The organism is Chitinophaga sp. SYP-B3965 (assembly GCF_009647655.1).
GTDB lineage: Bacteria > Bacteroidota > Bacteroidia > Chitinophagales > Chitinophagaceae > Chitinophaga.
The window spans coordinates 105,431-131,187 of the sequence record NZ_WJFD01000005.1 but is presented as its reverse complement, the minus strand read 5'-3'; the positions used below and the strand labels follow the sequence as shown (position 1 = coordinate 131,187).

22 protein-coding genes are annotated in these 25,757 nt (G+C 46.4%); 12 read left to right on the top strand and 10 right to left on the bottom strand.

The window, feature by feature from the left end:
• Positions 1-4 precede the first annotated feature (4 nt).
• The 7 genes from GFS24_RS23805 to GFS24_RS23775 all read right to left on the bottom strand — a co-directional run bounded on the left by GFS24_RS23805 (position 5) and on the right by GFS24_RS23775 (position 5,726).
• A complete protein-coding gene (locus tag GFS24_RS23805) occupies positions 5-1,174 on the bottom strand; it encodes a hypothetical protein (RefSeq protein WP_153664001.1) in 1,170 nt (389 codons plus the stop codon).
• A gap of 4 nt (positions 1,175-1,178) precedes the next feature.
• On the bottom strand, positions 1,179-1,766 hold the full coding sequence (locus GFS24_RS23800; protein ID WP_153663999.1) for a DUF4255 domain-containing protein: 588 nt from the start codon (positions 1,764-1,766) through the stop codon (positions 1,179-1,181).
• Positions 1,767-1,996: 230 nt separating this feature from the next.
• Positions 1,997-2,506: a hypothetical protein gene (locus GFS24_RS23795; RefSeq protein ID WP_153663997.1), complete on the bottom strand. Its 510-nt coding sequence runs from the start codon at positions 2,504-2,506 to the stop codon at positions 1,997-1,999.
• Between the two features lie 102 nt (positions 2,507-2,608).
• Entirely contained in the window at positions 2,609-3,283 is a 675-nt protein-coding gene (gene rsmI / locus GFS24_RS23790) for a 16S rRNA (cytidine(1402)-2'-O)-methyltransferase (RefSeq protein ID WP_153663995.1), read from the bottom strand.
• Between the two features lie 47 nt (positions 3,284-3,330).
• Positions 3,331-3,576, bottom strand: a complete 246-nt coding sequence (gene purS / locus GFS24_RS23785) for a phosphoribosylformylglycinamidine synthase subunit PurS (protein WP_153663993.1) — start codon at positions 3,574-3,576, stop codon at positions 3,331-3,333.
• 26 nt (positions 3,577-3,602) lie between these two features.
• Complete coding sequence (locus GFS24_RS23780) at positions 3,603-4,376, bottom strand: phosphatidylcholine/phosphatidylserine synthase (RefSeq protein ID WP_153663991.1); 774 nt, start codon at positions 4,374-4,376, stop codon at positions 3,603-3,605.
• Positions 4,377-4,433: 57 nt separating this feature from the next.
• The gene (locus GFS24_RS23775) at positions 4,434-5,726 is read right to left on the bottom strand and encodes an aminopeptidase P N-terminal domain-containing protein (protein ID WP_153663989.1); all 1,293 of its coding nucleotides are present in this window, start codon (positions 5,724-5,726) and stop codon (positions 4,434-4,436) included.
• Positions 5,727-6,046: 320 nt separating this feature from the next.
• Here GFS24_RS23775 and pckA point away from each other — a divergent pair, with 320 nt between their 5' ends.
• The 4 genes from pckA (at position 6,047) to GFS24_RS23755 (ending at position 11,359) form a co-directional block, all read left to right on the top strand.
• Positions 6,047-7,648, top strand: a complete 1,602-nt coding sequence (gene pckA, locus GFS24_RS23770) for a phosphoenolpyruvate carboxykinase (ATP) (RefSeq protein ID WP_153663987.1) — start codon at positions 6,047-6,049, stop codon at positions 7,646-7,648.
• A gap of 106 nt (positions 7,649-7,754) precedes the next feature.
• Entirely contained in the window at positions 7,755-8,642 is an 888-nt protein-coding gene (folD, locus tag GFS24_RS23765) for a bifunctional methylenetetrahydrofolate dehydrogenase/methenyltetrahydrofolate cyclohydrolase FolD (RefSeq protein WP_153663985.1), read from the top strand.
• A gap of 19 nt (positions 8,643-8,661) precedes the next feature.
• Entirely contained in the window at positions 8,662-9,282 is a 621-nt protein-coding gene (locus tag GFS24_RS23760; RefSeq protein ID WP_253906578.1) for a 7-carboxy-7-deazaguanine synthase QueE, read from the top strand.
• 196 nt (positions 9,283-9,478) lie between these two features.
• Positions 9,479-11,359, top strand: a complete 1,881-nt coding sequence (locus GFS24_RS23755) for an OmpA family protein (RefSeq protein WP_153663983.1) — start codon at positions 9,479-9,481, stop codon at positions 11,357-11,359.
• Here GFS24_RS23755 and GFS24_RS23750 read toward each other — a convergent pair.
• The gene (locus GFS24_RS23750; protein ID WP_216647515.1) at positions 11,354-12,178 is read right to left on the bottom strand and encodes a 5'-nucleotidase, lipoprotein e(P4) family; all 825 of its coding nucleotides are present in this window, start codon (positions 12,176-12,178) and stop codon (positions 11,354-11,356) included. The two genes, GFS24_RS23755 and GFS24_RS23750, sit on opposite strands and share 6 nt — an antisense overlap.
• On the opposite strand from GFS24_RS23750, the gene dprA reads away from it, so the two are divergent.
• The 7 genes from dprA to GFS24_RS23715 all read left to right on the top strand — a co-directional run bounded on the left by dprA (position 12,177) and on the right by GFS24_RS23715 (position 22,738).
• Entirely contained in the window at positions 12,177-13,277 is a 1,101-nt protein-coding gene (gene dprA / locus GFS24_RS23745) for a DNA-processing protein DprA (protein WP_153663981.1), read from the top strand. The two genes, GFS24_RS23750 and dprA, sit on opposite strands and share 2 nt — an antisense overlap.
• A gap of 63 nt (positions 13,278-13,340) precedes the next feature.
• Positions 13,341-14,819, top strand: coding sequence for an IMP dehydrogenase (guaB, locus tag GFS24_RS23740; RefSeq protein ID WP_153663979.1), 1,479 nt, complete (start codon positions 13,341-13,343; stop codon positions 14,817-14,819).
• 117 nt (positions 14,820-14,936) lie between these two features.
• Positions 14,937-16,532 (top strand): apolipoprotein N-acyltransferase, encoded by a 1,596-nt coding sequence (lnt, locus tag GFS24_RS23735; protein ID WP_153663977.1) that lies wholly within the window; start codon positions 14,937-14,939, stop codon positions 16,530-16,532.
• Positions 16,513-17,316 carry an alpha/beta fold hydrolase gene (locus GFS24_RS23730; protein ID WP_153663975.1) on the top strand — a complete coding sequence of 268 codons (804 nt, stop codon included), beginning with the start codon at positions 16,513-16,515 and terminating at the stop codon, positions 17,314-17,316. The genes lnt and GFS24_RS23730 overlap by 20 nt, the downstream gene beginning before the upstream one ends.
• A 7-nt stretch (positions 17,317-17,323) precedes the next feature.
• On the top strand, positions 17,324-19,918 hold the full coding sequence (locus GFS24_RS23725) for a gliding motility-associated C-terminal domain-containing protein (RefSeq protein ID WP_153663973.1): 2,595 nt from the start codon (positions 17,324-17,326) through the stop codon (positions 19,916-19,918).
• Between the two features lie 163 nt (positions 19,919-20,081).
• Positions 20,082-21,974 carry a PKD domain-containing protein gene (locus GFS24_RS23720; RefSeq protein ID WP_173003177.1) on the top strand — a complete coding sequence of 631 codons (1,893 nt, stop codon included), beginning with the start codon at positions 20,082-20,084 and terminating at the stop codon, positions 21,972-21,974.
• Positions 21,975-21,985: 11 nt separating this feature from the next.
• Positions 21,986-22,738 (top strand): SDR family NAD(P)-dependent oxidoreductase, encoded by a 753-nt coding sequence (locus GFS24_RS23715; RefSeq protein WP_153663969.1) that lies wholly within the window; start codon positions 21,986-21,988, stop codon positions 22,736-22,738.
• Positions 22,739-23,162: 424 nt separating this feature from the next.
• Here the strand turns inward: GFS24_RS23715 and GFS24_RS23710 are convergent, their stop codons facing one another.
• Positions 23,163-23,663 carry a DinB family protein gene (locus GFS24_RS23710; RefSeq protein ID WP_153663967.1) on the bottom strand — a complete coding sequence of 167 codons (501 nt, stop codon included), beginning with the start codon at positions 23,661-23,663 and terminating at the stop codon, positions 23,163-23,165.
• A 162-nt stretch (positions 23,664-23,825) separates the two neighbouring features.
• On the opposite strand from GFS24_RS23710, the gene GFS24_RS23705 reads away from it, so the two are divergent.
• Positions 23,826-24,932: a glycoside hydrolase family 26 protein gene (locus GFS24_RS23705; RefSeq protein ID WP_153663965.1), complete on the top strand. Its 1,107-nt coding sequence runs from the start codon at positions 23,826-23,828 to the stop codon at positions 24,930-24,932.
• Between the two features lie 28 nt (positions 24,933-24,960).
• On the opposite strand, the gene GFS24_RS23700 is transcribed toward GFS24_RS23705, so the two are convergent.
• Entirely contained in the window at positions 24,961-25,359 is a 399-nt protein-coding gene (locus GFS24_RS23700) for a MauE/DoxX family redox-associated membrane protein (RefSeq protein WP_153663963.1), read from the bottom strand.
• Between the last annotated feature and the right edge of the window lie 398 nt (positions 25,360-25,757).

Below are 25,757 nucleotides of genomic sequence, written 5' to 3'. Positions count from 1 at the left end.
ATGATTATTGATTCAGGAAGATCTCACTGCAATAAAAGGTGTCGCCATCTCTTTGCAGTGTTCTGATCCTGTTGATGGCTGCATTGCTGAGTGCGAAGGGTGGCCCCGCGTTACCGGATTCCAGGAAGAAAGAACGGATAGGTGTTTCTGTTAAAGGGATGGGCCTGTTAGAAATAAATGCATCACCTGATTTTACAAAGGTGTATGTGTTGTTACTGTCTTTGATGGCGGTAACAGCAGAGCCTGCATTCACCAGGTATTTCCAGAGTGCAACACGGTTAGCGAAACGTACAGTGAATGCCGTTTCTTTCACAGTGCCGTCGTTATTTAATAAAGAGGATTCGTTGGCGGAAGGTAAATGGTTGAAGATCTCTACTACACCAAACACCTGCTCCTGCTGGATCCTGCCGTCCGCATATACAAATGCGGATTCTGCATTCACCTGCACCCTGTAACGGGCTGGTGGCAATGCGCCCAGGTTCACCAACACTTCCTGTTGTGCCTGCGGGAAATTCAGGAGCTGACCTGGTAAAGCGGGCAGATCATAATTTCCATTGGCAGAATTGAAACGGAATACTTCTATTGCAGCTGCCACAACGGGTGCGGGCAGTTGAAAGCGGAATAAATTACTGGCGGAAAAGGAGAGGTCCTCTGGTGTGGCATACCGTTGCTGGAAGCGGTTCTCCCAGAAGGTGGCTTCATTCAGCGCATGTGCGTTACCATTATTACTGCTGCGGATAGCTTCATATACATCCCCGTTCACATTCTGCACAAAACTACCGGGAAGATAACTGGTAGCGCCATTGTAAGCAGCTATCTGGTGGGTGATATACTTTACGCCACTGAGATGATGCTGATGCAGGTTAGTAAGATAGAGGCGTTGCCCTGCGCCGAAATTCACTTCCATATTGGTGAAGTTCGCAAACTGCATGCTGTTCAGTTTCAGGTAACAGCGGAACACCAGATCCGGCGCAAGCGGTACCAGCGGCTTGCCTTCCACCAGTCTCACCAGGGCATAGAACTTATTACCCATGTTGCGCCAGAGGATCTGCTGGTTCTTAAATAGCAGTTGTGTTTCGGCAGTGGGTTCGATCGTGAAATCTTCACACTGCGAGTTGCTGTAATAGTCATGCAGCACCTCTATCACAAATAGTATTTTATAACTCAGTTGCATATGATCAGTTAATGCCTTGCTCAGTGATATTAATTTCGCGGATCAGGTCGCCGGAGGCTTCTGGGGTATCATCTTCTATGGCTATCAATCTCATTTTGTAGAGTACCGAGGGGTAATATTTTCCACCCATCACACCCCATAACTGGTTGAGCTGCTCCAGGTTCATGCTGGTAAGGTCCAGCACCAGCTGGTCTATCTTTTCATGCAGCAAGGGGCTGTTGCCATGCGTGAAAACATTGCGGTACTGGAAGAACTGGATAATGTAATTAAGCCATTCGAGTGATACGTCGTAGTTAGTTCTGTTCACGGAGAACAGGCAGTAGAGGTTGAGGAACACGCGTGGATTACGGTACTGGATGGACTCTCCCACTCTTCTGTAATTATCCGGTGAACGGGACACACGGTCTTCTTCAATATTCACCAGTGTTAAAATGGCGCGGTTCGACAGGGGATTATTCCCACCTCCCTGATCATTCTCATTGAGTTTTGCCACGTTTCCCAATACGAGACGGGGATCCGTAACAGAACCAAGTTTCAGGGACAGATATCGGTTTACTTCCTCGGAAATAAACTTTAATGCCTCATGGATCATGTTGCGTATTATTTGGGGTCACATCAGTTGTTGATGCGTATTTCTTTTTGGAACATTTGGGGTGTTAGAGAATATGCTATGCTATCGATCTTCAATTTTCGGGGCTCTTGCTCTATGTAATATTACTTATTTAATTTTATTATAGCAAAAAAAACTATTCGCGATAAATACGGATTTTCAGTAATTTAACATAGCTGTTAAACCACTGGGGGACTATATTTTATTGAAACCTAAGCTTTCATATTGCTAAATTCTTTCAAGGTTTTGAGGTCAACATTCAGGTAAGAAGCGAGGTCCTCCTGACTTACCTGTTCCAACACCCATGGTTTTTTTGAGATAAGGTTAACATAAACTTCTAACGGCGTTTTTGTTTTGATCTCTTTTATTCTCTCCGCTATGGCAATGTTATGCTGTTCTCTGAAATGTTTATACTGAGCCCTTGCATCATCATGTTTCTTTAATATGCTGATCATATTGCCATATGTCATGTGAACACAGGTTCCTTCATCAAGCATCTTCACAGTACTATATGGGGAAGTAGGAATTATAAATTCCCCAGGGCCCCAAAACCAAGAAATTCTTTGGGACTTTCCACCCCATTCATAAAATTCAGCGGCATACCCTTTACCTAAATAACGTGAAGCTATTGTTTGCGGGGTTGTACGATTATAAGCTGCCTTGAATGGGGAAGTCGGGTTAGATATTCCCAACAAAACATAAAAAAGATCTGCATTAATCATTCTCTTATAGATTTTAAGAAGTAGCCAATGCACTACTTCGGGTTATTTATTCTACAAAGAGTATGCTTTTATTATTAAAGGGGGAATAGCCTGAGAAAAAAGTTACGCAATAAATCCTTCTACAATAATCACAATCTCACCCTTCACACCTTTCTCTAAAAAATAATCATGCACTTCCTGTAAAGTGCCGCGTTTATTTTCTTCGAACATTTTAGTGAGTTCGCGGGAAACACAACATTGCCTTTCTGCACCGAAGTACTTGATGAAATCGTTGAGTGTTCTTACCAGGCGGTGGGGAGATTCGTAGAAAACGAGGGCGCGTTCTTCTGTAGCTAATTGGGTGAATAAGGTTTGACGACCTTTTTTAAGAGGAGGGAATCCCTCAAAGGCAAAGCGGTTCATGGGGATGCCGCTGTTCACTAATGCAGGAACAAATGCCGTGGCGCCGGGTAAACATTCTACCGGAACGCCGGCGCGGATGCATTCCCGTACCAGCAAAAAGCCCGGATCAGAAACACCGGGTGTACCGGCATCTGTGAGCAGGGCCATTTCTTTACCACCTTGCATCTGTTGTACAAGATGCTGCAACACCTTATGCTCATTGTGCTGATGATAAGGTGTTACAGGCTTGTTGATGCCATAGTGTTTCAGGAGAACACCCGATGTACGGGTATCTTCTGCCAATATCAGTTCTACCGTTTCCAACACCTTTACGGCCCTGTAGGTGATATCCGCCAGGTTACCGATGGGAGATGGAATGAGGAAGAGTTTTGACAATCTATTGAAGTTTAAAGCTTATCCAGATGATCAGGAATATGCCAGTTCTATTGAATATTAACTTCGTAAGATTCCATTACCTGGTTAGCGAGCAGCTTCTGGCAGGCATTCTCCGCCAGATGTTGCGCTTCTTCTTTGGAAGAGGCTTCGATCTGAAGCGTGATATGTTTGCCTACGCGCACGTCATGTACATTTCCGAGGCCCAGGTTTTTCAGTCCGCCTAATACAGCTTTGCCCTGAGGGTCCAGCAATTCTTTCAGCGGCATCACGTTGATATGTGCAGTAAATGTCATTTGTCTCAAAAATTTAAGACGCAAACCTACGAGTTTTTTATCGAATTTTTAGGCGGAACGATCAGCGAAAGCCCTACATATACGATAAATACAAAAGGTACCGCAGCATAACGCAATACAGGTATGCTTACGAGCGTCAGGATCACTAATAGAAAGCGAGGCCAGTTATCTTTAATGGAAAAGTTCTTAAACTTCAGGCTGATCATGGGATGAGAGCTCACCATCAGGTAGCAGAGCACAAAAATGATCCCGTATAATACCCAGATATTTTCCAGCCAGTGGGCCAGGTTATAAGGATTATATAACATGATCAGGGGGAAAGAAGCCACCAGGAAACCTACAGCCGGTGTAGGCACCCCTATGAAATGTTCGGACTGACGGGTATCCAGGTTGAACACTGCCAGGCGGTAAGCCGCAAAACAGGGGATCAGCAAGGCCGGCGCCAGGTTAAAGTAAGAAACGTCAAATACATCCGGACTTTGAAAATACGCGCTGCGGAGCAGGCGGAACAGGATCATGCCCGGCACTACGCCAAAGGACACTACGTCTGCCAGGGAATCCAGCTGTTTGCCTAATTCAGAAGAAACTTTGAGTAAACGTGCAACAAATCCGTCGAAGAAATCAATGATACCGGCCAGTACTACCAGCCCTGAAGCCCAATAGATAGGTTCCGGATTGGTGACCATGTATTCTGTGCCATTGAATTCTGCGATATACTCCGGTGCGTGTAAGATGAAGATAATGGCGAGTGCGCCACAAAAAAGATTAGACAGGGTAAGGATATTCGGAATTTGTTTCATCAGTGTTTTTTCGTTGTGCCAAAATGGAAAGGGGGTGTTCCCCCCTTCCACAATATATTATTTCTTCATCAAAGCTTCTATCTCATCTGCCGTGATGGGGATGTTCTTAAACAGATCCACATTACCAGCGGCTTTCACCCAGATGTTATTTTCTATGCGGATGCCCAGTTGTTCTTCTTCAATATAAATACCCGGCTCCACGGTCATCAAAGCGCCTTCTGGAATAGGCTGGAAGAAAGAAGGCCCCAGGTCATGCACATCCACACCCAGATGGTGAGAAATGCCATGGTACAGGTACTTGCGGTATGCGGGTGTTTCAGGGTCCTGGTTTTTGATATCCCCTTCTGTGAGCAAACCTATTTTCACAAACTCCTTACCTGCTTCCACGCCTACCATTTCATGGTACTTGGCGATGGTGATGCCGGGTTTCAGGATGGATTTAGCGTAATTGTGCAAATTGAGGCAGGCATTGTACACTTCCCGTTGACGGGCAGTGAACTTACCATTCACAGGCACGCTGCGGGTAAGGTCTGCATTATAACCGCCATAGGCAGCGCCAAAGTCCATCAGGATCACTTCTCCGTCTTTACATTCCCGGCTGTTCTCTACATAGTGTAAAGTACGGGCACGGTCCCCGGAGGCAATGATAGAACCATATGCTTCTCCACTGGCGCGGTTGCGCAGGAACTCATGCAGGATCTCTGCATGGATCTCATATTCAAACACACCGGGTTTGATGAATTGTAATAAACGGCGGAAAGTTTTCTCTGTAATATCGATGGCTACCTGTGTTACTTTCACTTCCTCTGCAGTTTTCACGGCACGTACTTCTTTCAGGATTTTCGCAGCACGCAGGTAGTTATGTAAAGGATAACGTTCTTTCATGTCTGCCGCATAGCGGTAATCCCTTACCGGAACGAGATTTGCCTTACGGTTGTTCTCGTTGGAATTGAGGTAGATATTGGTGGCTTCATGGATCCATTGCTGTAACAAAGCATCCAGGCTATCCAGCCATACGATTGTTTGAATACCGGAAATGGCAGTAGCTTCTTCTTTACGGAGGCGGTGGCCATCCCATTTCTCCTTCAGTTCATTCGGACGTACGAGTACCAGTACTTCCCGGTGTTTAGTATCCGGGTTACCGGGGAACAATACCAGCATGGTATCTTCCTGGTCAATGCCGGTGAGCCAGTACAGGTCTGAATTCTGACGGAATGTATACAGTGCGTCCCCGTTGGCGGGTAATTCATCGTTTGAGTTAAAGATAGCAATGGAGTCCCCTTGCATTTTTGCGACAAAACGTTCACGGTTCTTGATAAAAAGTTGCTGATCCAGCGGCAAATATTTCATTGAATGCTTTTTTCTGATGTATGAAGGCTCAAACTTACCAGAAAATCAGCAACCTGCAAAACGTTATCCTTTCCCCTGCTGTGGCCAAACCTCACACAAAAGTTATAGTTGATTACCTCAAAGTGGTACCTTATTCACAAATAATTATTCCTGCAGTCTGTTGATTTTCGCTTAAAATGAAATCGAAAGAATTAAATATTATCTAAAAACAGGGGTCAAAACATGTAGAATATCATAAATTTTAATGGTGCAACACCTATAAAATTTGATAACATCAAAAAAAGCCTAGTTTTGCCTATACACCAAAACAATCTTTCTTTATGCAAATCAGCAGTGTAAGGGATACACTTAAGGAATTGCGGGAATTGGGCATAGAGAACACCGCCGATGTACATTACCAATTAACCCCGGAAGAGCTGACCGCTCAAACCCTGGCACGCAAGCAGGGTAGTCTTAGCGACACGGGTGCATTGGTGGTGAATACCGGGGAGTTTACCGGCCGTTCTCCTAAAGACAAGTTCATTGTGAAAGACAGCATCACCGCTAACACTGTGAACTGGAACGACTTCAACCTGCCGTTCTCAGCCGAAAACTTTGACAGGCTCTATCAGAAAGTGACCCGTTATTTTGCGGGAAAATCAGTTTGGGTGAGAGATTGCCAGGCATGTGCAGATCCGGAATACCGGCTCAATATCCGGGTAATTACAGAAACCCCATGGTCCAGCCTCTTTGCCTACAACATGTTCCTCCGCCCTCATGAGGAAGAACTGGAGCAAATGGACCCTGAATGGACAGTGATCCAGGCACCGGGTTGTGTAGCAGACCCTGCTACGGACGGTACCCGCCAGCACAATTTTGCGGTAGTGAACTTTACCAAAAAGATGATCATCATTGGTGGCTCTGCCTATACCGGTGAGATCAAGAAAGGTATCTTCTCCGTCCTCAATTATGTACTGCCACACGAAAAGAATGTACTGAGCATGCACTGCTCCGCCAACCAGGGCCGCAGTGGAGATACAGCTGTATTCTTTGGCCTGAGCGGCACCGGCAAAACTACCCTGAGCGCTGATCCCGAGCGCAAACTCATTGGAGACGACGAGCATGGATGGACCGGCACCGGCGTATTCAATTTTGAAGGTGGCTGTTATGCCAAAACCATTGACCTCAGCGAGGAAAAGGAACCGCAGATCTTCCATGCCATCCGTGAAGGTGCATTGGTAGAGAACATCGGCTTCTTCCCCGGCACGCACAAGATCAATTATGCGGATAAGAGCATTACGGAAAACACCCGTGTTTCTTACCCCTTACATTATATAGATAATGCCCTGGAGCCATCCATTGGCAGTCTTCCTAAAAACATTTTCTTCCTCACCTGCGATGCGTATGGCGTACTGCCTCCCATTTCCAGGCTGAGCCCCGGCCAGGCCATGTACCAGTTCATTTCCGGTTATACTGCTAAAGTAGCAGGTACGGAAGCGGGTGTTACAGAACCGAAATCCACTTTCAGCGCATGTTTCGGCGCCCCTTTCCTCCCATTACACCCTGCCCGTTATGCGCAGATGCTGGGCGAAAGATTGCGCAAACATGAAGTGAATGTATGGCTCATCAATACCGGCTGGACGGGTGGCGCTTATGGCACCGGCAACAGGATCAAACTGAACCTGACCCGCGCTATGATCAGTGCCGCACTGAAAGGTGAACTGGAAAAGGTAGCTTACAAGAACCACGAGGTTTTTGGCGTATCCATTCCTGAATCCTGCCCCGGCGTACCAGCTGAAATCCTCGACCCGCGTAATACCTGGGCTGATGGTGCAGCATACGACAAGCAGGCCAAAGACCTTGCCCGACAATTTGTTAAGAATTTTGAAAAATATGCAGCACAGGCCGATAAAGAGATCCTCGCTGCTGCCCCCAGAGTATAACAGCCGTTTGGCCTTGTAAATTCCTTCGTTCAATTACAATTTGGTTTGAGGGGCTGTCTGGCTGACAGCCCCTTTTCCTTGTCCCCAATTTTCTATACCTTTGCGCATGCAAATTTTAGATGGTAAACTTGTTTCCAAGGCAATTAAAGATCAACTGGCGCTCAATGTAGCTGAACTGAAAGCGCAAGGCAAAAAGATTCCTCACCTCGCCGCCATCCTGGTAGGCAATGACGGAGCAAGCGAGACTTACGTAGCTTCTAAAGTAAAATCATGTGCAGAGATCGGGTACCATTCCACCCTGCTGCGTTTCGACGATCACATTTCGGAAAAGCATTTATTGGACCATATCAATATGCTGAATGAAAATCCGGATGTAGATGGTATTCTCGTTCAGCTCCCGCTGCCCAAAAATATCAACGAAGAACTGGTGATCAACACCATTGATCCCAGTAAGGATGTAGACGGCTTTCACCCCATGAACGTGGGTAAAATGGTGAGCGGCCTCCCTACTTTTATTCCTGCCACTCCTTACGGCATCATGCTGATGCTGGAACATTATAAGATAGAAACGAAAGGCAAACATGCCGTAGTAATAGGCCGCAGCCATATCGTGGGTACGCCCATGAGTATCCTGCTGAGCCGGAACAGCAATCCGGGTAACTGTACGGTTACACTGTGCCACTCTCAAACAAAGAACCTGAAAGAACTGTGCCTCCAGGCAGACATCGTGGTAGCCGCCATCGGCCGCCCTGATTTTGTAACGGCGGACATGGTGAAAGAAGGCGCTGTAGTGATTGACGTGGGTATTAACCGTGTTGCAGATGCTACGAAGAAAAGTGGTTTCCGTCTTATCGGAGATGTGAAGTTTGACGAAGTAGCTCCTAAATGCAGCTTTATCACACCGGTACCCGGTGGTGTAGGGCCCATGACCATTGCAGCTTTGCTGAAGAACACCTACCATTCTGCCATTGGTCAGAAAGGCAATCAGAATTAATCAAGTACCTTTGTACCATATGCAAAGCACCGTAATACATACTGCCACATTACCTGTTATGGAATCTTTCTACACTATCCAGGGTGAAGGATTCCATCAGGGCAAGGCTGCTTACTTCATCCGCCTCGGCGGCTGTGATGTAGGCTGTGTATGGTGTGATGTGAAGGATAGCTGGGATGCAGATAAACATCCGCAGCTGGCTATTGCAGATATGGTGCAGGAAGCAGCAGCAAATCCCGGCCGCATTGCTGTTATCACAGGCGGAGAACCCCTGATGCATAATCTCGACGGCCTCACCAAAGCATTACATAAAGCGGGTTTCCGCAATCATATTGAAACCTCCGGTTCTTCTCCCTTGAGCGGCAGTTGGGATTGGATCACACTTTCTCCCAAGAAATTCAAAGCGCCTTTACCGGAATCCTGCAAACAAGCCCATGAGTTAAAGATTGTGATCTACAATAAATCCGATTTTGCCTGGGCAGAGAAGTATGCTGCGCTGGTGGGCAAGCAGTGTAAACTGTACTTACAGCCTGAATGGAGCCGCGCAGCTGAAATGACGCCGCATATTATTGATTATGTGAAGGACAATCCTCAATGGCAGATCTCTCTGCAGGTGCATAAGTATATTAATGTGCCTTAAGCATACCTTAAGCGTATCAATCCCGTACCAATCCCGTATCAATCCCGTATCCATCCCGTATTAAGGTGGGGTACCTGTCAAAATAGCAGCATCAAATCACCTCAAAAGCCGCTAAAAACATCAAATCCCCTCTGTTAATTTACTTTTATCTGCCAGTACTTAAACCGCATAAATTGTCGTTATTTAGTGATCGACTATGAAACACTACCTGTTACTCCTTTGCTGTTTGATCAGCATCCGTATTTCGGCACAAACTGTCACGTATGAAACGGCCGGCAAAAAAGCCCAGGCCTTCTTTGATCTGGCCATAGACGCCATGAGGGTATACCAACCCAAAGAAGCCATCAAACATTTACAGGACGCCATCAAAGTGCAACCCAAATTTGCTGATGCATATGGCCAGATGGGCCTCTCTTACGTGGAACTCAAACAATACCCCCAGGCCTTAACGGCTTTTAATAAACTCCAGGAACTGGACCCGGATGGTATGCGCAGGGTACGCCTTGCCAATACAAAAGCCCTGGCCGGCAATGGCCAGTTTAAGGAAGCGCTGGACATGGTGAACCAGTTCATTGAAACGGCTAAAGCACCTGTACCGGCTGCAGATAAACTCAAAAAGAACATGGAGTTTGCTATAACCACCACGCCTGTACCTTTTCAACCACAAAACCTGGGAGATAATATCAACTCTCCGGATCCGGAATATTTCCCTTCCCTCACCATTGACGGTAAAACGTTGGTGTATACACGAAGAGTGAAAGGAAGGAATGAAGATTTCTTTGTTTCTCTCAAAGACAGCACCACAAAATGGCTGGCCGCAAAAGATATGGGCGAACCAGTGAATTCCGCTTTCAATGAAGGCGCACAGAATATTTCGCAGGATGGTGAAATGCTGGTGTTCACCGGTTGTGATTTCCCTGATGGTCATGGCAGCTGTGATATTTATTACGCCATTAAAACCGCAGAAGGCTGGCAGGCACCAAAGAATATAGGTACCGCTATCAATACCCGCGCCTGGGAATCCCAACCCTGCCTCTCTCCTGATAAACAAACGCTTTACTTTGCACGCGAAACGGATGATGCCGGTGCGGATATATTTGTAAGCCAGTTAGGAAAAGACGGGCAATGGGGCCGCGCAGAAAGATTAGGACCGAATATTAATACATCCGGCAGAGAAACAACACCCTTCCTGCATGCAGATGGCCAGACCTTATACTTTGCTTCCAACGGACATCCCGGTTATGGCGGCCTGGATATTTTCTATTCCCGCAAACAGGCAGACGGCAGTTGGGGGCCAGCCACCAATCTAGGTTATCCCATCAACACCATAGAAGAAGATGCCAGCCTCGCAGTGGCAGCAGACGGCAAAACCGCCTACTTTGCATCAGACAGATCAGACAGCAAGGGTACATTGGATATTTATAGTTTTGAATTGTATGAAGCAGCAAGGCCATTACCTACACTGTACCTGAAAGGATATGTATACGATGCCAAAACGAATGCAAGGTTAACAGCATCACTTGAATTAATAGACCTGCAAAACAAGGTAACTATTGCTACCATCCGCAGTACAGAGAATGGTGATTTCATTGTACCGCTTCCAACCGGAAAGGATTACGCCTTCAACGTCAACAAAAAAGGTTATCTCTTTTATTCGGATAACTTTTCTTTAAAAGAAGTGAAATCAGGAGAACCATTTGAAAAGAACCTTCCGCTGCAACCACTGGAAGCGAATGCTGTAGTGATCCTTCGCAACATCTTCTTTGAAACGAAACAATATGCACTGCAACCGGCTTCTGCTACAGAACTGGATAAACTCGTAAACCTGCTGAAAGATAATCCCACCATGCAGATAGAGATCAGCGGGCACACGGATAATGTGGGCAGCGATACAGATAATCAGTTGTTGTCTGAGAACCGTGCAAAATCTGTTGTACAGTATCTCATTCAAAAAGGTATAACTGCAGAGCGCCTGAAAGCAAAAGGTTTTGGTGAAACAAAAGCTATTGATACCAATGATACGGAAGCAGGCCGTGCACAAAACAGGAGAACGGAAGTAAAAGTGATCAGCTTATAAACCTTTCACGGCGTGCCGTAACACGCTGTCTATTTGTTGTGCATTCAAATCTTTGGGATATAACGAAGAGAGCCAATCTCCATACATTACATTTGGTAACATAATAAAACGCGCGCCAAATTCTGCATGTAATCTTTGCACGGCGGCATTCCTTTCATCTGATGTTTTCTTATAGAACACATCAGAAAAATCGCCGAGGTTATCTCCTACCAGCATCGCAATTTCATATTTCTTCTCTACTTCCTTTCGGCGTGGTTCTTTATCAGAACTACCGGAAGAAAGGATGAGGTGTTCATTATCCGCAAAAGGGAAACCCCATTTCTGCAGGTTCTTTAAAGTAGCAGCACGTTCACTCTCCTGCCGGTTAGTGATGTAATAAATAGTTAATCCTGTAGAAGCCGCGTACTTGAAAAAAGATAATGCACCGGGAACGGTATCGCAGATAGCTTTGGATGTCCATTGCTCCCAGGCCTGCTGTGAATAAGGTTTTCCACTGAATGCAGATGTTACGGAGAAGGGGCTGTTATCCAGTACCGTTTCATCAATGTCCGTAACAATAGCACGCGGGCGAAAAGTTTGCTGATGGCTCATTACTTCCACGCGGGCTTCAGCTAACTGGTAAGCCTGCAGGCATAACGCTTTATATTCTGCGGCACGTTGTTGCCAGAGTGCGCCCCATGCAGGACCATTTTGCAGGGAAGTAGTTTGTGTTATTTTTTGTGTGCGGCATGCGGTGAATGCCAATAACAAACAGATAAGAAAAGAGGTGCGGATCATCTGGTAAATGTCGGTAAATTTGGATAAAATAAGTTGACCCATGTGTGAAGAAATATTTAACCAGGTAGCACTAACTTTAATCCCGCAGATCGGCGATGTAGTAGCCAAAGAATTACTTGCTCATTTTGGAAACGCCGCCGATATTTTCAGCGCTAAGAGAAGAACACTGGAACGGATCCCCGGCGTTGGAGAATACCGGGCCAATGCTATTAAAAACTTCTGTGACCACCACACCGTAGAAAAAGAAATAGTGTTCATGGAGCAACACCATGTGGCGCCCATTTTCTATACAGCTGCCAGTTACCCGGAGCGCCTGCGGCATTGCTATGATTCCCCCGTTATGTTATATAATAAAGGTGCTGCTACATTGCAGGCTTCTAAAATGCTGGGCATTGTTGGAACACGCCAACCCACTGCTTATGGTATACAACTATGCGAGCAGTTCATTGATGCATTTAAAGATGAAGATATCACCATCGTGAGCGGCCTTGCATATGGCATTGATATTACCGCGCACCGTGCTGCTTTACGGGCAGGCCTTCCTACCATTGGTGTATTGGCACATGGCCTGCATACCCTCTACCCTGCAGCTCATCATTATACCGCACAGCAAATGCAGCAACAAGGCGGGCTGCTCACAGATTTTCCCAGCAGCGCCCCTCTCAATAAACAAAACTTCCCCCGCAGGAACAGGATCGTTGCCGGTATCTGCGATGCCATCCTGGTCATAGAAAGTGGCGTAAAAGGCGGTTCGCTGATCACGGCAGATATAGCAGCCAGTTATAACAGGGATGTAATGGCCATCCCCGGAAGGATCGGAGATCCGGGATCTGCCGGTTGCCTGGAACTGATCAAACAAAACAAGGCATCGCTGGTCACCAGCCCGCAGGATGTACTGGAAACTTTAAACTGGCGGCCCCTGGCACCACAGCCTGTGCAGCAAAGCCTGTTTTATCAGCTGGATTCAGATGAACAGGTGATCCTGAAATTACTGGCAGAACATAAAGCCCTCCACCTGGATGAGATCCTTCACCGCAGCGCGTTGAGCAGGCCCCGGGTTTCTGAAAAGCTCATGCAGCTGGAAATGATGGCAAAACTGCGGCCCTTACCGGGAAATACATACGAATTAATCAATACGTGATGTTCCGCAAAAAACCCGTACATTTGCGTGCAATTATTTACGAACTATCAAAATAATTGCAATATGCCTGCGGGAAAATCCAAACAGAAATTTGTAGCTGACGGTCTCACCTTTGACGATGTACTCCTTGTACCGGCTTACTCTGAAGTGCTGCCCAGAGAAGTAAATATCTCTACCCAACTTACCAAAAACATCCGAATCAACATACCCATGGTGTCTGCCGCTATGGATACCGTTACTGAAGCCAAACTGGCCATTGCACTGGCACGTGAAGGCGGCATCGGCATCCTGCACAAGAACATGAGCACAGAGAAACAGGCGGAACTGGTAAGGAAAGTGAAACGCAGCGAGAGCGGAATGATCCGGGAACCTCTCACACTCAGTGCCGACTCCACGATCGGCCATGCTTTGAAGATGATGAAAGAGAACGGCATTGGTGGTATTCCCATCGTTGACGGCGACAAGAAATTGAAAGGCATCCTCACCAATCGTGACCTCCGTTTCGAAAAACACAATACTAAAAGGCTCATCAGTGAAGTGATGACCAAAGAAAACCTGATCATAGCCCCTGAAGGCACTGATCTGAAAAAAGCAGAAAAGATCCTGCAACAGCACCGCATTGAAAAACTGCCGGTGGTGAATAAACAAGGTAAACTGGTAGGCCTTATCACTTACCGGGATATCCTTCAACTCTCCAGCTTTCCTATTTCCGCCAAAGATAATTACGGCCGCTTACTGGTAGGCGCTGCACTGGGTATTACACCAGATGTACTGGACCGTGCGGCTGCTTTGATCCATGAAGGCGTGGATGTAGTGACCCTGGATAGTGCGCATGGCCACTCCATTTATGTTTTGGAAGCGTTGAAGAAACTGAAGAAAACATTCCCTAAACTCCAGGTGATAGGTGGCAACGTAGCCACAGCAGAAGGTGCACTCGCACTCGCTGCAGCTGGTGCTGATGCCGTGAAAGTAGGTGTAGGACCAGGTTCTATCTGTACTACCCGCGTAGTAACAGGTGCCGGTTTCCCGCAATTGTCCGCTATCCTGAATGCTGCACAGGCATTGAAGAAATCCGGTGTTCCGGTGATCGCAGATGGTGGTATCCGTTATACAGGAGATATGGTGAAAGCCCTCGTAGCAGGCGCCTCCACCATCATGGCAGGTTCTATCTTTGCCGGTGTGGAAGAAAGCCCCGGAGAAACCATCATCTACGAAGGCCGTAAGTTTAAATCTTACCGTGGTATGGGCTCTATTGAGGCTATGTCCGAAGGCAGCAAAGACCGTTATTTCCAGGATGTGGAAGCGGATATCAAAAAGCTGGTGCCGGAAGGAATCGTTGGCCGTGTACCATACAAAGGCAACCTTTCTGAAGTAGTGCAGCAATTTGTTGGTGGCTTACGTGCCGGTATGGGTTATTCCGGTTCTAAAGACATCAAAACTTTACAGGAAGCGCAGTTTGTGAAGATCACTTCCGCTACCGTGAAAGAGAACCACCCGCACGATGTGGTGATCACGAAAGAAGCGCCGAACTATAGCCGCTAATACTTACGGGGAAGTGCAAAAACACCCCGCTAATAATTATTATCTTTTAATGATGATATTTTCTACAGGCCGTCTCACAAGGACGGCCTGTTCCTTTTTATCTTATTTTTGAGCAATATGATGCACCCGACCTTGCGCAAACGTCTTCCCCTGCTACTTAGCATACTTGCAGGGGTGCTTATGTGGGCCGCCTGGCCTACCTCTCCCCTTACCTTCCTGGTATTCATAGGATTAGTGCCACTGCTGGCTATCACAGATATGGTGAAAGGCCGTGGCGCTTACTGGGGGCTGATGTTCCTGAGCTTCTGGATCTGGAACGCCGGCACCACCTGGTGGGTAGGCAATACCACTGTTCCCGCCAGCGGTATTTTTGCCAATGCATTCAATGCACTGATCATGACCATCCCCTGGCTGGGTTATAAGATTGCCCGGGAAAAGATGGGCGCAGCCATGAGTTATTTTGCCCTTATCATTTACTGGTTAACCTTTGAATATATTCACCTGGAATGGGATTTCAGCTGGCCCTGGCTGATGCTGGGCAATGCATTTGCCATGCGGCCGGATTGGGTGCAATGGTATGAATATACCGGTACCAGCGGCGGAACAATATGGGTGCTGCTCGCAAATATCCTCTTCTACAATGTCATAAAAGCGAAACCTTCCGCGGTTTGGAAACCACTCACACTGGTCATCATCCCACTGGCTGTTTCTTATATATTTTTCCAGAAGCCTGCTGCTACAACAGGCATCCCTATAGTCGTCGTGCAACCCAACATAGATCCTTATGATGAAAAATTCAGTGAAGGATCTGCACAACAGCAACTGGCAAAATTCCTCACCCTCACCCAACAAAAGATCACCCCGGAAACCCGGTATGTGATCTGGCCGGAAACAGCCCTTTTCCCAACGGGTGCCTGGGAACATGAGCTGAACTTTCAGCCGGATGTGATCACTATCCGCCAGTTCCTGCAACAATATCCCAAAGCAAAGATCATCGCGGGCGCTTCCACGTTTAAACAATATACCGGAACAGAGGAAGTGCCCTTAACAGCGAGAACAAGAGCAGACGGAGGGCCTCCCTATGATGCATTCAATTCCGCCATACAGATAGATACCTCCGGCAGCGTACAGGTATACCATAAAGCTAAATTAGTGCCTGGTGTAGAGCTCACTCCGTATATGCGTTATTTCCCATTCATGAAAAAACTCGCACTGGACTTCGGGGGCATTTCAGGGAGTTATGGCCTTACACCGGGTGTGAATATATTTTCTGATCCCGCTAATAACTGCAACATTTTTGATGCCATCTGTTATGAGTCCGTATACGGCGATTTTGTTGCGCAGAAAGTGCGGGAAGGAGCTAACATATTGGCCATTAGCACAAACGACGGATGGTGGGGTAATACGCAGGGGCATAAACAGCATTTGCAATACGCAAGACTGAGAGCTATTGAAACCAGGCGCTGGGTAGCCCGCAGTGCTAATACCGGAACCTCTGCTTTTATTGATCCCTGGGGCGCAGTGATTGATCCTCAACCATATTGGCAACAAGGAATTATTGCACATAATGTAACACCGCGATATGATCTTACGTTTTACGTAAAATATAGCGGCTTCATCGCCAAAGCTCCCTTGATCTTTTGTATATTGCTCCTGTCATACACCCTTATTTTACGTGTAATACGCAGGCGACATGTGGAAAAAAATCAATAACGGAAACCAGGAAGGTGCCTATTGGGCAGAAGGCGAAGGCAAAGCAGTTGTATTAATACATGGATTTGCAGAAGATCATACTGTTTGGGAACATCAAACGGCGTTCCTGAGGGTACATTACCGCGTACTGGTACCAGACCTGCCGGGAACCGGAAGATCTCCGCTAACACAACCCTTAAGCATGGAAAGCATGGCGGAGTTCATCTATGCCATCCTTGTATCGGAAGAGATCAGCGAGGTTACCATTATCGGACATTCTATGGGTGGATATGTGGCGATGGCCTTTGCAGAGAAATATCCGCATCTGCTGGAAGGACTGGGTTTATTCAGTTCCACTGCAAAACCGGATACCGCTGAGAAAGTGGAAGCCCGGCAAAAATCTATCCGTATGATGCAGCAATACGACAGAGAACCTTTCCTCCGGCAGTTATTGCCGAATATGTTCTCAGAAGTGTTCCGCAGCAAACAGGCAGCCCGCGTAGAAAGTTTTGTGCAACAGGCCTTACCGGGCAATAAAGAATCCCTCATTGCGTATTATGAAGCAATGATTGCCCGGCCGGACAGAACAGCTGTATTAAAAGAGATCAAAGTACCGGTACTGTTCTTCATCGGCAAAGATGATCAGGCAGTACCACCAGATAATACATTAGGACAAGTAACGCTCCCGGCTATAGCCAGTGTGCATATTTTTGACCAGGTAGGACACATGGGATTATTAGAGGTTTACGAAGAAAGTAACCTCGTCCTTCATCATTTCATTGCTTTTTGCCAACGGGCGCTGTAAAAAGAATTTGCGGAAAATATTAATCATTACTTTATTGGGCCTGGTCTCCATGGCTGCAAGGGCCGATCATATCATCGGTGGTGAGATGTATTATACCTTCCTTAGAAAAAATGGCGCCAATAATGTGTACTCCATCACACTCAAACTCTTTCTCCGCTGCGATGCCACCAGCGCACAAATAGATCAGGCCGTGAATATCACTGTCTATGATGGCAGCGGCAGGTTCTATATGGATCTAAAGGACAATGGGCTGGCTGATATACAAAATTATGCTGTTAATGAAGTAGATCCATGCATCATTAATCCTCCGTCAGTTTGTTATAAGATAGGTTACTATAATACGGGGGCTGTAGAATTACCTCCTAACGCCAGCGGCTATGTGGCCACTTTTGAACGTTGCTGCCGGCGCATAGGACTGGCGAATATCTATTCAGATAACAACAATATAGGAGGCACTTACTCCTGTGACATACCTGGCAATCATAACGGTTTTGACACCAACAGCAGCCCTTCCTTTTCAAAAGAAAAAGGGGTGATCGTTTGTGCGGACAACAGGTTCACCTATGATTACGCAGCTGAAGATCCTAATGGAGATTCCTTAGTTTATTCTTTTTCTACCGCGTATACCGGGGCAGACAGAGATGATCCAAAGCCTGACAGATCCAATACTCCCGGCGAAACAGTTACTTACAAACCACCCTTCTCGGCGGATCAGCCATTAGGCGATAAAGCCACCATTGATCCCAAAACGGGTATCATCTCAGGTATTGCTCCTAAAAGTGGTTTGTACATTGTAACCGTTACGGTAAAAGAATACCGCAACAGCATCCTTATTGGCGAACACCGCAAGGAATTTCAGTTCACGGTAACATCCTGCGTGCGGCAGGTAGTGGCTGCCATGCCGGATAAATATTCAGATTGCGACGGATATACCATCACCTTTATCAATAACAGTACTCCCAATAAAGAATACGTTTGGGATTTTGGCGATGGTAATACTTTAACCACCACCAGCCGTGATCCTTTCCAGCATACCTACGCCACGCAAAATACATACAACGTAAAACTGTCCGTAGACAAGAACAGCAGCTGCGGAGACAGCGCGTTTGCCAAAGTACTGGTGTACCCTGTATTAAAGCCATCCTTTGATGCGAATGGACTGTGCATTACCAAACCTACCCAATTCATCAATACATCCACCAATGATGTCGGCAATTTTGAATACTACAAATGGGACTTTGGTGATGGTACTATATTGAACGATACGGCTAATGCGAGAACAACTAACTGGCAATATACCCGGCCGGGAGATTACATCGTGAGTTTGTATACCAGAACGGACAGGGGCTGCGAAAAAACATTTAAAGACACGCTCAGCATTTATGATAAGCCACCCTTCTCCACTACAAGCGACACTTTGCTTTGTATCAATGACGGATTAGTGCTGAGAGCAGAAAGCCCTATGGCAGGGTCTTATCGCTGGGGCCCATTGCCCTTGTACAACATTACAGGAGAAACAACTCCTAATCCTTTCGTAACACCAAAAGTAGACTATACTTATAACGTCACCTTTACAGACCTTACCGGTTGCACCAACACCAAACAGGTAAAGATCGATGTGAGGGATAAATTATTAGTGCGTACCGGAGCAGACAGTGTGATCTGTACAGGAGATCCCGTAAACCTTCATGCCGTGGCAGATGGAGCGTATCAATTCACCTGGACCAACCTGGCTACCCGTGCCATAGAAGGAAGAACGCCAGACATAACTGTAACGCCCGCACGATCAAGTTCTTATGAGATCAGGGTTGACCTGGGTACCTGCTTTGCCGCAGATTCCATCAACTTCAGAGGGGTAGATCCGCCTGCTGCTTTTGCAGGTTTGGATACCACTATCTGTTATGGAGAAAAGTTATGGCTGGAAGCCAGCGGTGGCGCTTATTATTTATGGACACCACCTGCCACCCTTACCAGCCCACGCCTTCCGGTTACACTGGCATGGCCAAAGAACACCACCACCTATGTGGTAACCGTAACGGATACACTTGGCTGCCCCAAACCAGTTCAGGCTTCCAGAACCGTAACTGTCATTCCTCCCGTTCCTGCATTTGCCGGAAATGATACCATTGTTACCAAAGGGCAGTTATTCCGCCTTCATGGAAGTGGTGGATACAGTTATACCTGGTCTCCCGCGGAAGGTTTGTCCAACCCAAATGTTTTTGATCCGGTAACCAATATCAACCGCGATATTATTTATCACCTGGTAGTCAGAACGATAGAAGGATGTGTGGGAGAGGATGATATAAAGATCCGGTACATGACCGGCCCCGAAATTTATGTACCTACCGCGTTTACTCCTAACGGTGATGGTATGAATGATGTGTTCCGCCCACTGCCGGTAGGGATCACCAAACTGGAATTCTTCAGGGTGTATAATCGCTGGGGAGAAGAGGTGTACAGCACCAACGAATACCTGAAAGGCTGGGACGGTACCCGCCGCGGACAACGGATAGATTCCGGCACCTATGTATGGATAGTAAGAGGTGTGAATGAAGCAGGCATTACGATGGAACGTCGCGGAACGGTTGTGCTGATCCGCTAAATATTGATAACATCTCACTAAGAAAGCGTTACACTTGATCTTCTTTTTTATGTGCGGATAAGCCCGCCAATCGCACCTAAAACCCTTTATTTTCCGTAAATTCAGAGAGCACAACAAGCCTTTCCCCATGGGCAAATTTGTATTCCTCGTTATCTTTAGCTGCATGCTTTTCAGCATCGCAAATGCCTACCATATAATTGGCGGGGAACTCTTTTACCGCACGGTAGGATTCAATCCAATGAATGGCAGTTTCCGTTACGTGATCACACTCAAATTATACCGGGATGGAGACTTTGTATGCGGCAGCCGGCAGGGCTGCCTGGATTATTTTGAGAACCCCGTACCGATCAACATTTTCAATTCAGCAGGCACCCGCGTAACACCCGCTAAAATACTGAACATACAATACACCCGTCCATTGAGGGACACGTTGAAGAATCCCTGCCTTGCCCCGCAGACCATTTACCTGGAAGTAGCTTTTTATATCAGCGATACAATTGAACTGGCGCCCATCGCCGGCGGTTATTATATTTCTTATCAGAGATGCTGCCGCGGGGAAGCACTCACTAACATCTACAATTCAGAAAGAGAAGGTTCTACCTTTTATACCGTGATACCCGGTACCGGTTCAAGACCTGGAAATAACAGCGCTTATTTTGGTATTGATGAAGCACCTGTGATCTGTGCAGGACTTCCCTTCCGGTATAACTATTCTGCCACAGATCCTGACGGTGATAGTTTAACGTATGAACTATGCAGTGCGCTGGCGGGCGGAAATACCCGCAATAACGAATCCGTTTCTCCCCCACCATACACCACAACAGTCAGTTACATTCCGCCTTATCATGGAGGCGCCCCCATGGGCGGAAATCCCGCTATGGCCATTGACAACAATGGCCTCATCACCGGTGTGCCGGACAGGCCCGGCAAATTCGTAGTATCTGTATGTGTTACAGAATATGACAGGGTTACCAAACAGGCGCTGGGCACCCATCATAAAGACTTGCTGATCACCGTCTACAATTGTGTAACACGGATCACAGCATCCACTCCTTCCCTGCTCAATAACTGTAGTGATACACTCGGGTTTTCCGTGCCTATCACCAACAACAGCGTGGCAGGTTTTACTTCCACTTTCCGCTGGACGTTCAGTGATGGTACAGACACGGTTACCACTACGCGTGATGTATTCTTCCACCAGTTCCCTGATACCGGTGTTTACAACGTTAAACTGGTGGTAAATCCCGGCCTGCCCTGCACAGATAGTACAACAGGCCGGATCAACAATTATCCGGGATTGCGTGCAGGCTTTACCGTGAATGGATTATGCCGTGAGAACCCGGTGTATTTCGATGATACCTCTTCTTATCGTTATGGCCGTATTATCAGCCGGAAGTGGGATTTTGGCGTACCCAATACCAAACTGGATACTTCCCTGCAGCAACGACCGGTATATAAGTTCCCGAAGGGAGAAGTGTATACGGTCCGGCTCACATTACAAACCAACAGGGGCTGCGCAGCAGAAGTAACGCAGAACCTGCGGCTCTATGAAGTGAATCCCTTTGCAGGGAACGATACGATCCTTGCCAGAGGGGAAGCGATGCAGTTCCAGGCATCCGGAGGGGATACCTATGCCTGGTGGCCACCCACAGGACTCAGCGATGCCAATAAACGAGACCCTCTATTGAACTGGAACAATGAAATAAACTATGTGCTGCGGGTCTCTAACCAGCAGGGATGCGTGGGGTATGATTCCATCAATGTTAAATACTACACCGGCCCCGAATTCTATATCCCCAATGCTTTCACGCCTAATGGCGATGGCACCAATGATTACTTCCGGTTCATTCCGGTAGGTATTAAAGAATATCATTTCTTCCGCATCTTCAACCGCTGGGGAGAACTCATGCACAGTTCCCTGGACTTCCGCAGAGGATGGGACGGTTACTTCAAAGGCCGTCCGGCTGCCATAGACACTTACCTCTGGATATTGGAAGGGGTAGACCTCAACGGCAGGAAACTTTTCAAAAAAGGAACGGTAACTTTGTTGCGCTAAAACAACGTAACATGAAAATTGCCCTGATCACCGGCGCCACTGCCGGATTTGGAGAAGCTTGCGCAGAAAGGTTTGCCGAAGAAGGATATAATGTAGTGATCACCGGCCGCAGAGCAGAGCGGTTACAGGAATTACAGCAACAACTGGAGCAGCAATATAAGATCCGGGTAAAGACCCTCGCATTTGACGTGAGGGACAAGGAAGCGGTACAAACTGCTTTAGGGTCACTGGAAGAAGAATGGCGGGCAATAGACGTACTCGTGAACAATGCAGGCCTGGCCCTGGACCTCTCCACCATCGATGAGGGTAATACGGATGATTGGGATACCATGATAGACACTAACGTGAAAGGACTCCTGTATGTTTCCCGTGTGGTGATCCCCTGGATGAGGGATCGTAAAAAAGGCCATATTGTGAACATAGGTTCTACAGCTGCCAAAACCGTTTATGCCAAAGGGAATGTATACTGTGCCAGCAAAGCTGCGGTGGATGCCCTTTCCCAGGGAATGCGGATAGACCTGCTCCCTTACAATATCAAAGTAACCGCAGTACATCCCGGCGCCGCGGAAACAGAATTTTCCCTGGTACGTTTTAAAGGAGACGCCTCCCGCGCTAAAAGTGTCTATGATGGTTTCACTCCTTTAAGCGGCAAAGATGTGGCGGATGTGGTGTTTTACTGCTGCTCCTTACCTCCGCATGTTTGCATAAACGACCTGGTGGTGACTCCAACGGCACAGGCGAATGCTTATTATATCCACCGCTAGAAAATTACACATACGTGTTATATTACAGTTTATAATTAATCTCTATATTTGAAATCCCGGGTAATACCAGTGCAGATAAAGACCTTGTAACGGCTCAGGAGCCGGATGCCTTATAAATACCACAGAATAGAACGAGAAAACCACTGTTTGCATTGAAAGGATGCAACCATCAGAAGAGCCTATTGATAATCCTATATACCATATCCCTATGCTAACTTTTGTTACTATGTACGTCATTCGACTGTACTATCCTAGATGGAAAGAATTTTTTAGTTTCTATTTTGACAGCTCTCGTAGAAACAATTATGGTCGTTGGGCCATGCGTCAAAGCTGGAAGGGCGAAAAGCAGTACTCCTTCGGCTATAGCTGAAATAACATTCGTTTTTCATAATAAAGGCTTTCGTTTGCGAAAGCCTTTATTATTTTATGCAGCCAGTGCTTTGGAAATATTATTCAGCTGATGGGTATGCCGTTTTGTATGAGCTATCATAAAATTCAGCCACTCCAACCGCGTAAGATGACCAGCGCCGGGTAATTCAAAATCCAGGCAGGTCTTAGTGAGGTCCAGCGTCTCCGCAGCCTCTGCTATATCCTCCCAGATCTTACTGAGCTTATTGGTCAACCTTTCTTTATCATGCGGCCCGTTTGACGGGAGAATAAAATCCGGCGACTTCATCTTGATGGTAAAGTCCAGGAATTGATCCCTGAGTGGCTTCACCATTACATCCGGTAGCCTTTCTGTTTCTGTTGTATTGCCATATAAGATCTCTGCAGATACTGCTTTGATGAGGTGTTCTCCCACCTGCCCCGCCGTCCAGCTTCCTTCAAAGGGAACTTTGTTTAGTTGTTCCTTGTTGAAGGAAGCCAGCGTTTGTAATAATGTAGCGGCGGTTTCTTTGATTTCCGTATTTAGTTCCGTTGCCATATCGTAGGTTTTTATACTTACAAACTTAGGCTACATCTTTCACTCCAAACGGGGGGTATTACGTTAATTAAGAGGCATTTTGTGACAAAATTGACGATAAGTACAAGAGTTGGAAAAAATAGTACTACTATGGGATACAGCAGATGTTTTACTTTTAGTGTAATGAAAAAGCTCTCTATCCTCATCTTATGTTGTTATGCACAGATTACTGCAGCACAAACTATAGATGCAAAAGCCACGCGTGAAACAAAAGCGTTATTTCAAAATCTTTATAAACTCTCCAATAACCATACATTGTTTGGGCATCAGCATGCTACTGAATATGGGCATGGCTGGGCTAATGAACCAGACAGGTCTGATGTAAAATCTGTAGTGGGTTCTCATCCGGCTGTGATAGGTGTTGATTTCATGGGGTTCTCTGGCAGCTCTCCTGAAGCGATACGGCAAGCGAAAGAGCAAGTGAGGAAAACGGTGGTAGATACTTATGACCGTGGTGGTGTGGTTACTGCTGCGTGGCATTTCTCTAATCCTGTTTCTAGAGGTGGTTTTTATTGGGTGGATTCTCTTTCTCTGCCAGCAGTTAAATATATCATCCCCGGCGGCAACGCTCATCAAACTTACAAAGAGATCCTCCGCGGCATTGGTGAATGGGCACACAGTGTAAAGGGAAAGGATGGAACACTGGCACCTGTTATCTTCCGCCCCTTTCATGAATTTGACGGGGACTGGTTCTGGTGGGGCAAAGGACATACTTCCCGCGAAGACTTTATCTCACTGTGGCGCTTTACGGTTTCTTATTTGAGGGACAGTTTGCAGGTGCATAATTTCATCTATGCTTTTTCACCGGATAATAAATTCAACACCAGAGAAGAATTCCTGGAACGTTATCCTGGAAACGAATGGGTAGATATGGTAGGTATGGATAACTACGGAGATATGGGACGGGATCGTTATGATCTGGAAACGGCTGCGCGCAAGTTAAAGATCGTATCTGATTATGGGCGTGAGCATGGAAAGCTGGCCGCTTTCACGGAAACAGGACTGGAATCCATTCCTAATGTCAACTGGTGGACGGGAACGCTTTTGAAAGTAATGAAAACACCCGGCTTGCAATTATGTTATGTACTGGTGTGGCGTAATGATATGAATAGTCCTGCGCATTATTATGCACCTTTTCCGGGGCAGGTGAGTGTACCTGATTTTAAGAAATTCTATACTGATGATTTCACCTTGTTTGAAAAGGACCTGAAAAATATTTACAAAAAATGAGACCGGCCTTACGGTCAGTCTCATTTTTTTATGCAGGGATCGCAACCAATGTTTTCTTAGAAGCGATGATACCTGTTATCGTCAGCAGCAGCAATATGATGTTCATGGCAAACAATGCAGGTGACATAAAAGGCATATCATAAAGCCCGTTTATCATTAACACCATATAAACAGCAATGGTGAACAGCAATACAAAAGATGCATACATAGCCTTTACGCGGGTCTTAGGCCATAAAAGGAAATAAGACAGGATGAGTTGAAATGCAGGCAGTCGCCAGGCTAAACCAGCAGCATAATCCGTTGTTAAAGGAAAGCCGCTCAGTTGATCCCTGAAACCTCCGTAATTCAAGAGTGCTATTGTTCCTGCAAAAACGAATACGATGACCAATAAAGCAGTAATAATATTAGCGGCGCATTCTCTTTTCATAGTCTATGGTTTAAATAATGTGTAATAACTAATTATAATTCACGATCACATACAAAGAGTAACAGAAATGTATTGTTCCCCCGGTTGGTCCCGCGGATATATGGAGCGTGCCGTCCAATTTAATGATCTGTGTTGCGGCAGTTAGCGTACCTAATTTTGTACCCGTGAATTTTTTATTGTTTTTACGTCTCCTTTTCATCGGTCAATTTTTTAAACGGGATAAACAGGCGGTGTTTTCGGTTCTATCGGTTTTTCATTGGTAGGGATATGATAAAAAAAGGTCACAAAAAGTATGGGGATAGGACAAGCTTTATGGTATAGGTTGTATCTACGTTGCCATTTCTTCCTGACAAAAGTACACCGGTATACCATCCTGAACAATGACCAGCATCCATTTA

Coding starts and splice junctions, on each gene's coding strand:
- guaB (WP_153663979.1), top strand. CDS start 13,341: ATGCCTGCGGGAAAATCCAAACAGAAATTTGTAGCTGACGGTCTCACC.
- lnt (WP_153663977.1), top strand. CDS start 14,937: ATGATGCACCCGACCTTGCGCAAACGTCTTCCCCTGCTACTTAGCATA.
- dprA (WP_153663981.1), top strand. CDS start 12,177: ATGTGTGAAGAAATATTTAACCAGGTAGCACTAACTTTAATCCCGCAG.
- GFS24_RS23750 (WP_216647515.1), bottom strand. CDS start 12,178: ATGGGTCAACTTATTTTATCCAAATTTACCGACATTTACCAGATGATC.
- GFS24_RS23755 (WP_153663983.1), top strand. CDS start 9,479: ATGAAACACTACCTGTTACTCCTTTGCTGTTTGATCAGCATCCGTATT.
- GFS24_RS23715 (WP_153663969.1), top strand. CDS start 21,986: ATGAAAATTGCCCTGATCACCGGCGCCACTGCCGGATTTGGAGAAGCT.
- GFS24_RS23710 (WP_153663967.1), bottom strand. CDS start 23,663: ATGGCAACGGAACTAAATACGGAAATCAAAGAAACCGCCGCTACATTA.
- GFS24_RS23795 (WP_153663997.1), bottom strand. CDS start 2,506: ATGATTAATGCAGATCTTTTTTATGTTTTGTTGGGAATATCTAACCCG.
- GFS24_RS23720 (WP_173003177.1), top strand. CDS start 20,082: ATGCTTTTCAGCATCGCAAATGCCTACCATATAATTGGCGGGGAACTC.
- purS (WP_153663993.1), bottom strand. CDS start 3,576: ATGACATTTACTGCACATATCAACGTGATGCCGCTGAAAGAATTGCTG.
- GFS24_RS23780 (WP_153663991.1), bottom strand. CDS start 4,376: ATGAAACAAATTCCGAATATCCTTACCCTGTCTAATCTTTTTTGTGGC.
- pckA (WP_153663987.1), top strand. CDS start 6,047: ATGCAAATCAGCAGTGTAAGGGATACACTTAAGGAATTGCGGGAATTG.
- GFS24_RS23700 (WP_153663963.1), bottom strand. CDS start 25,359: ATGAAAAGAGAATGCGCCGCTAATATTATTACTGCTTTATTGGTCATC.
- GFS24_RS23705 (WP_153663965.1), top strand. CDS start 23,826: ATGAAAAAGCTCTCTATCCTCATCTTATGTTGTTATGCACAGATTACT.
- GFS24_RS23730 (WP_153663975.1), top strand. CDS start 16,513: ATGTGGAAAAAAATCAATAACGGAAACCAGGAAGGTGCCTATTGGGCA.
- GFS24_RS23805 (WP_153664001.1), bottom strand. CDS start 1,174: ATGCAACTGAGTTATAAAATACTATTTGTGATAGAGGTGCTGCATGAC.
- folD (WP_153663985.1), top strand. CDS start 7,755: ATGCAAATTTTAGATGGTAAACTTGTTTCCAAGGCAATTAAAGATCAA.
- GFS24_RS23800 (WP_153663999.1), bottom strand. CDS start 1,766: ATGATCCATGAGGCATTAAAGTTTATTTCCGAGGAAGTAAACCGATAT.
- GFS24_RS23760 (WP_253906578.1), top strand. CDS start 8,662: ATGCAAAGCACCGTAATACATACTGCCACATTACCTGTTATGGAATCT.
- GFS24_RS23775 (WP_153663989.1), bottom strand. CDS start 5,726: ATGAAATATTTGCCGCTGGATCAGCAACTTTTTATCAAGAACCGTGAA.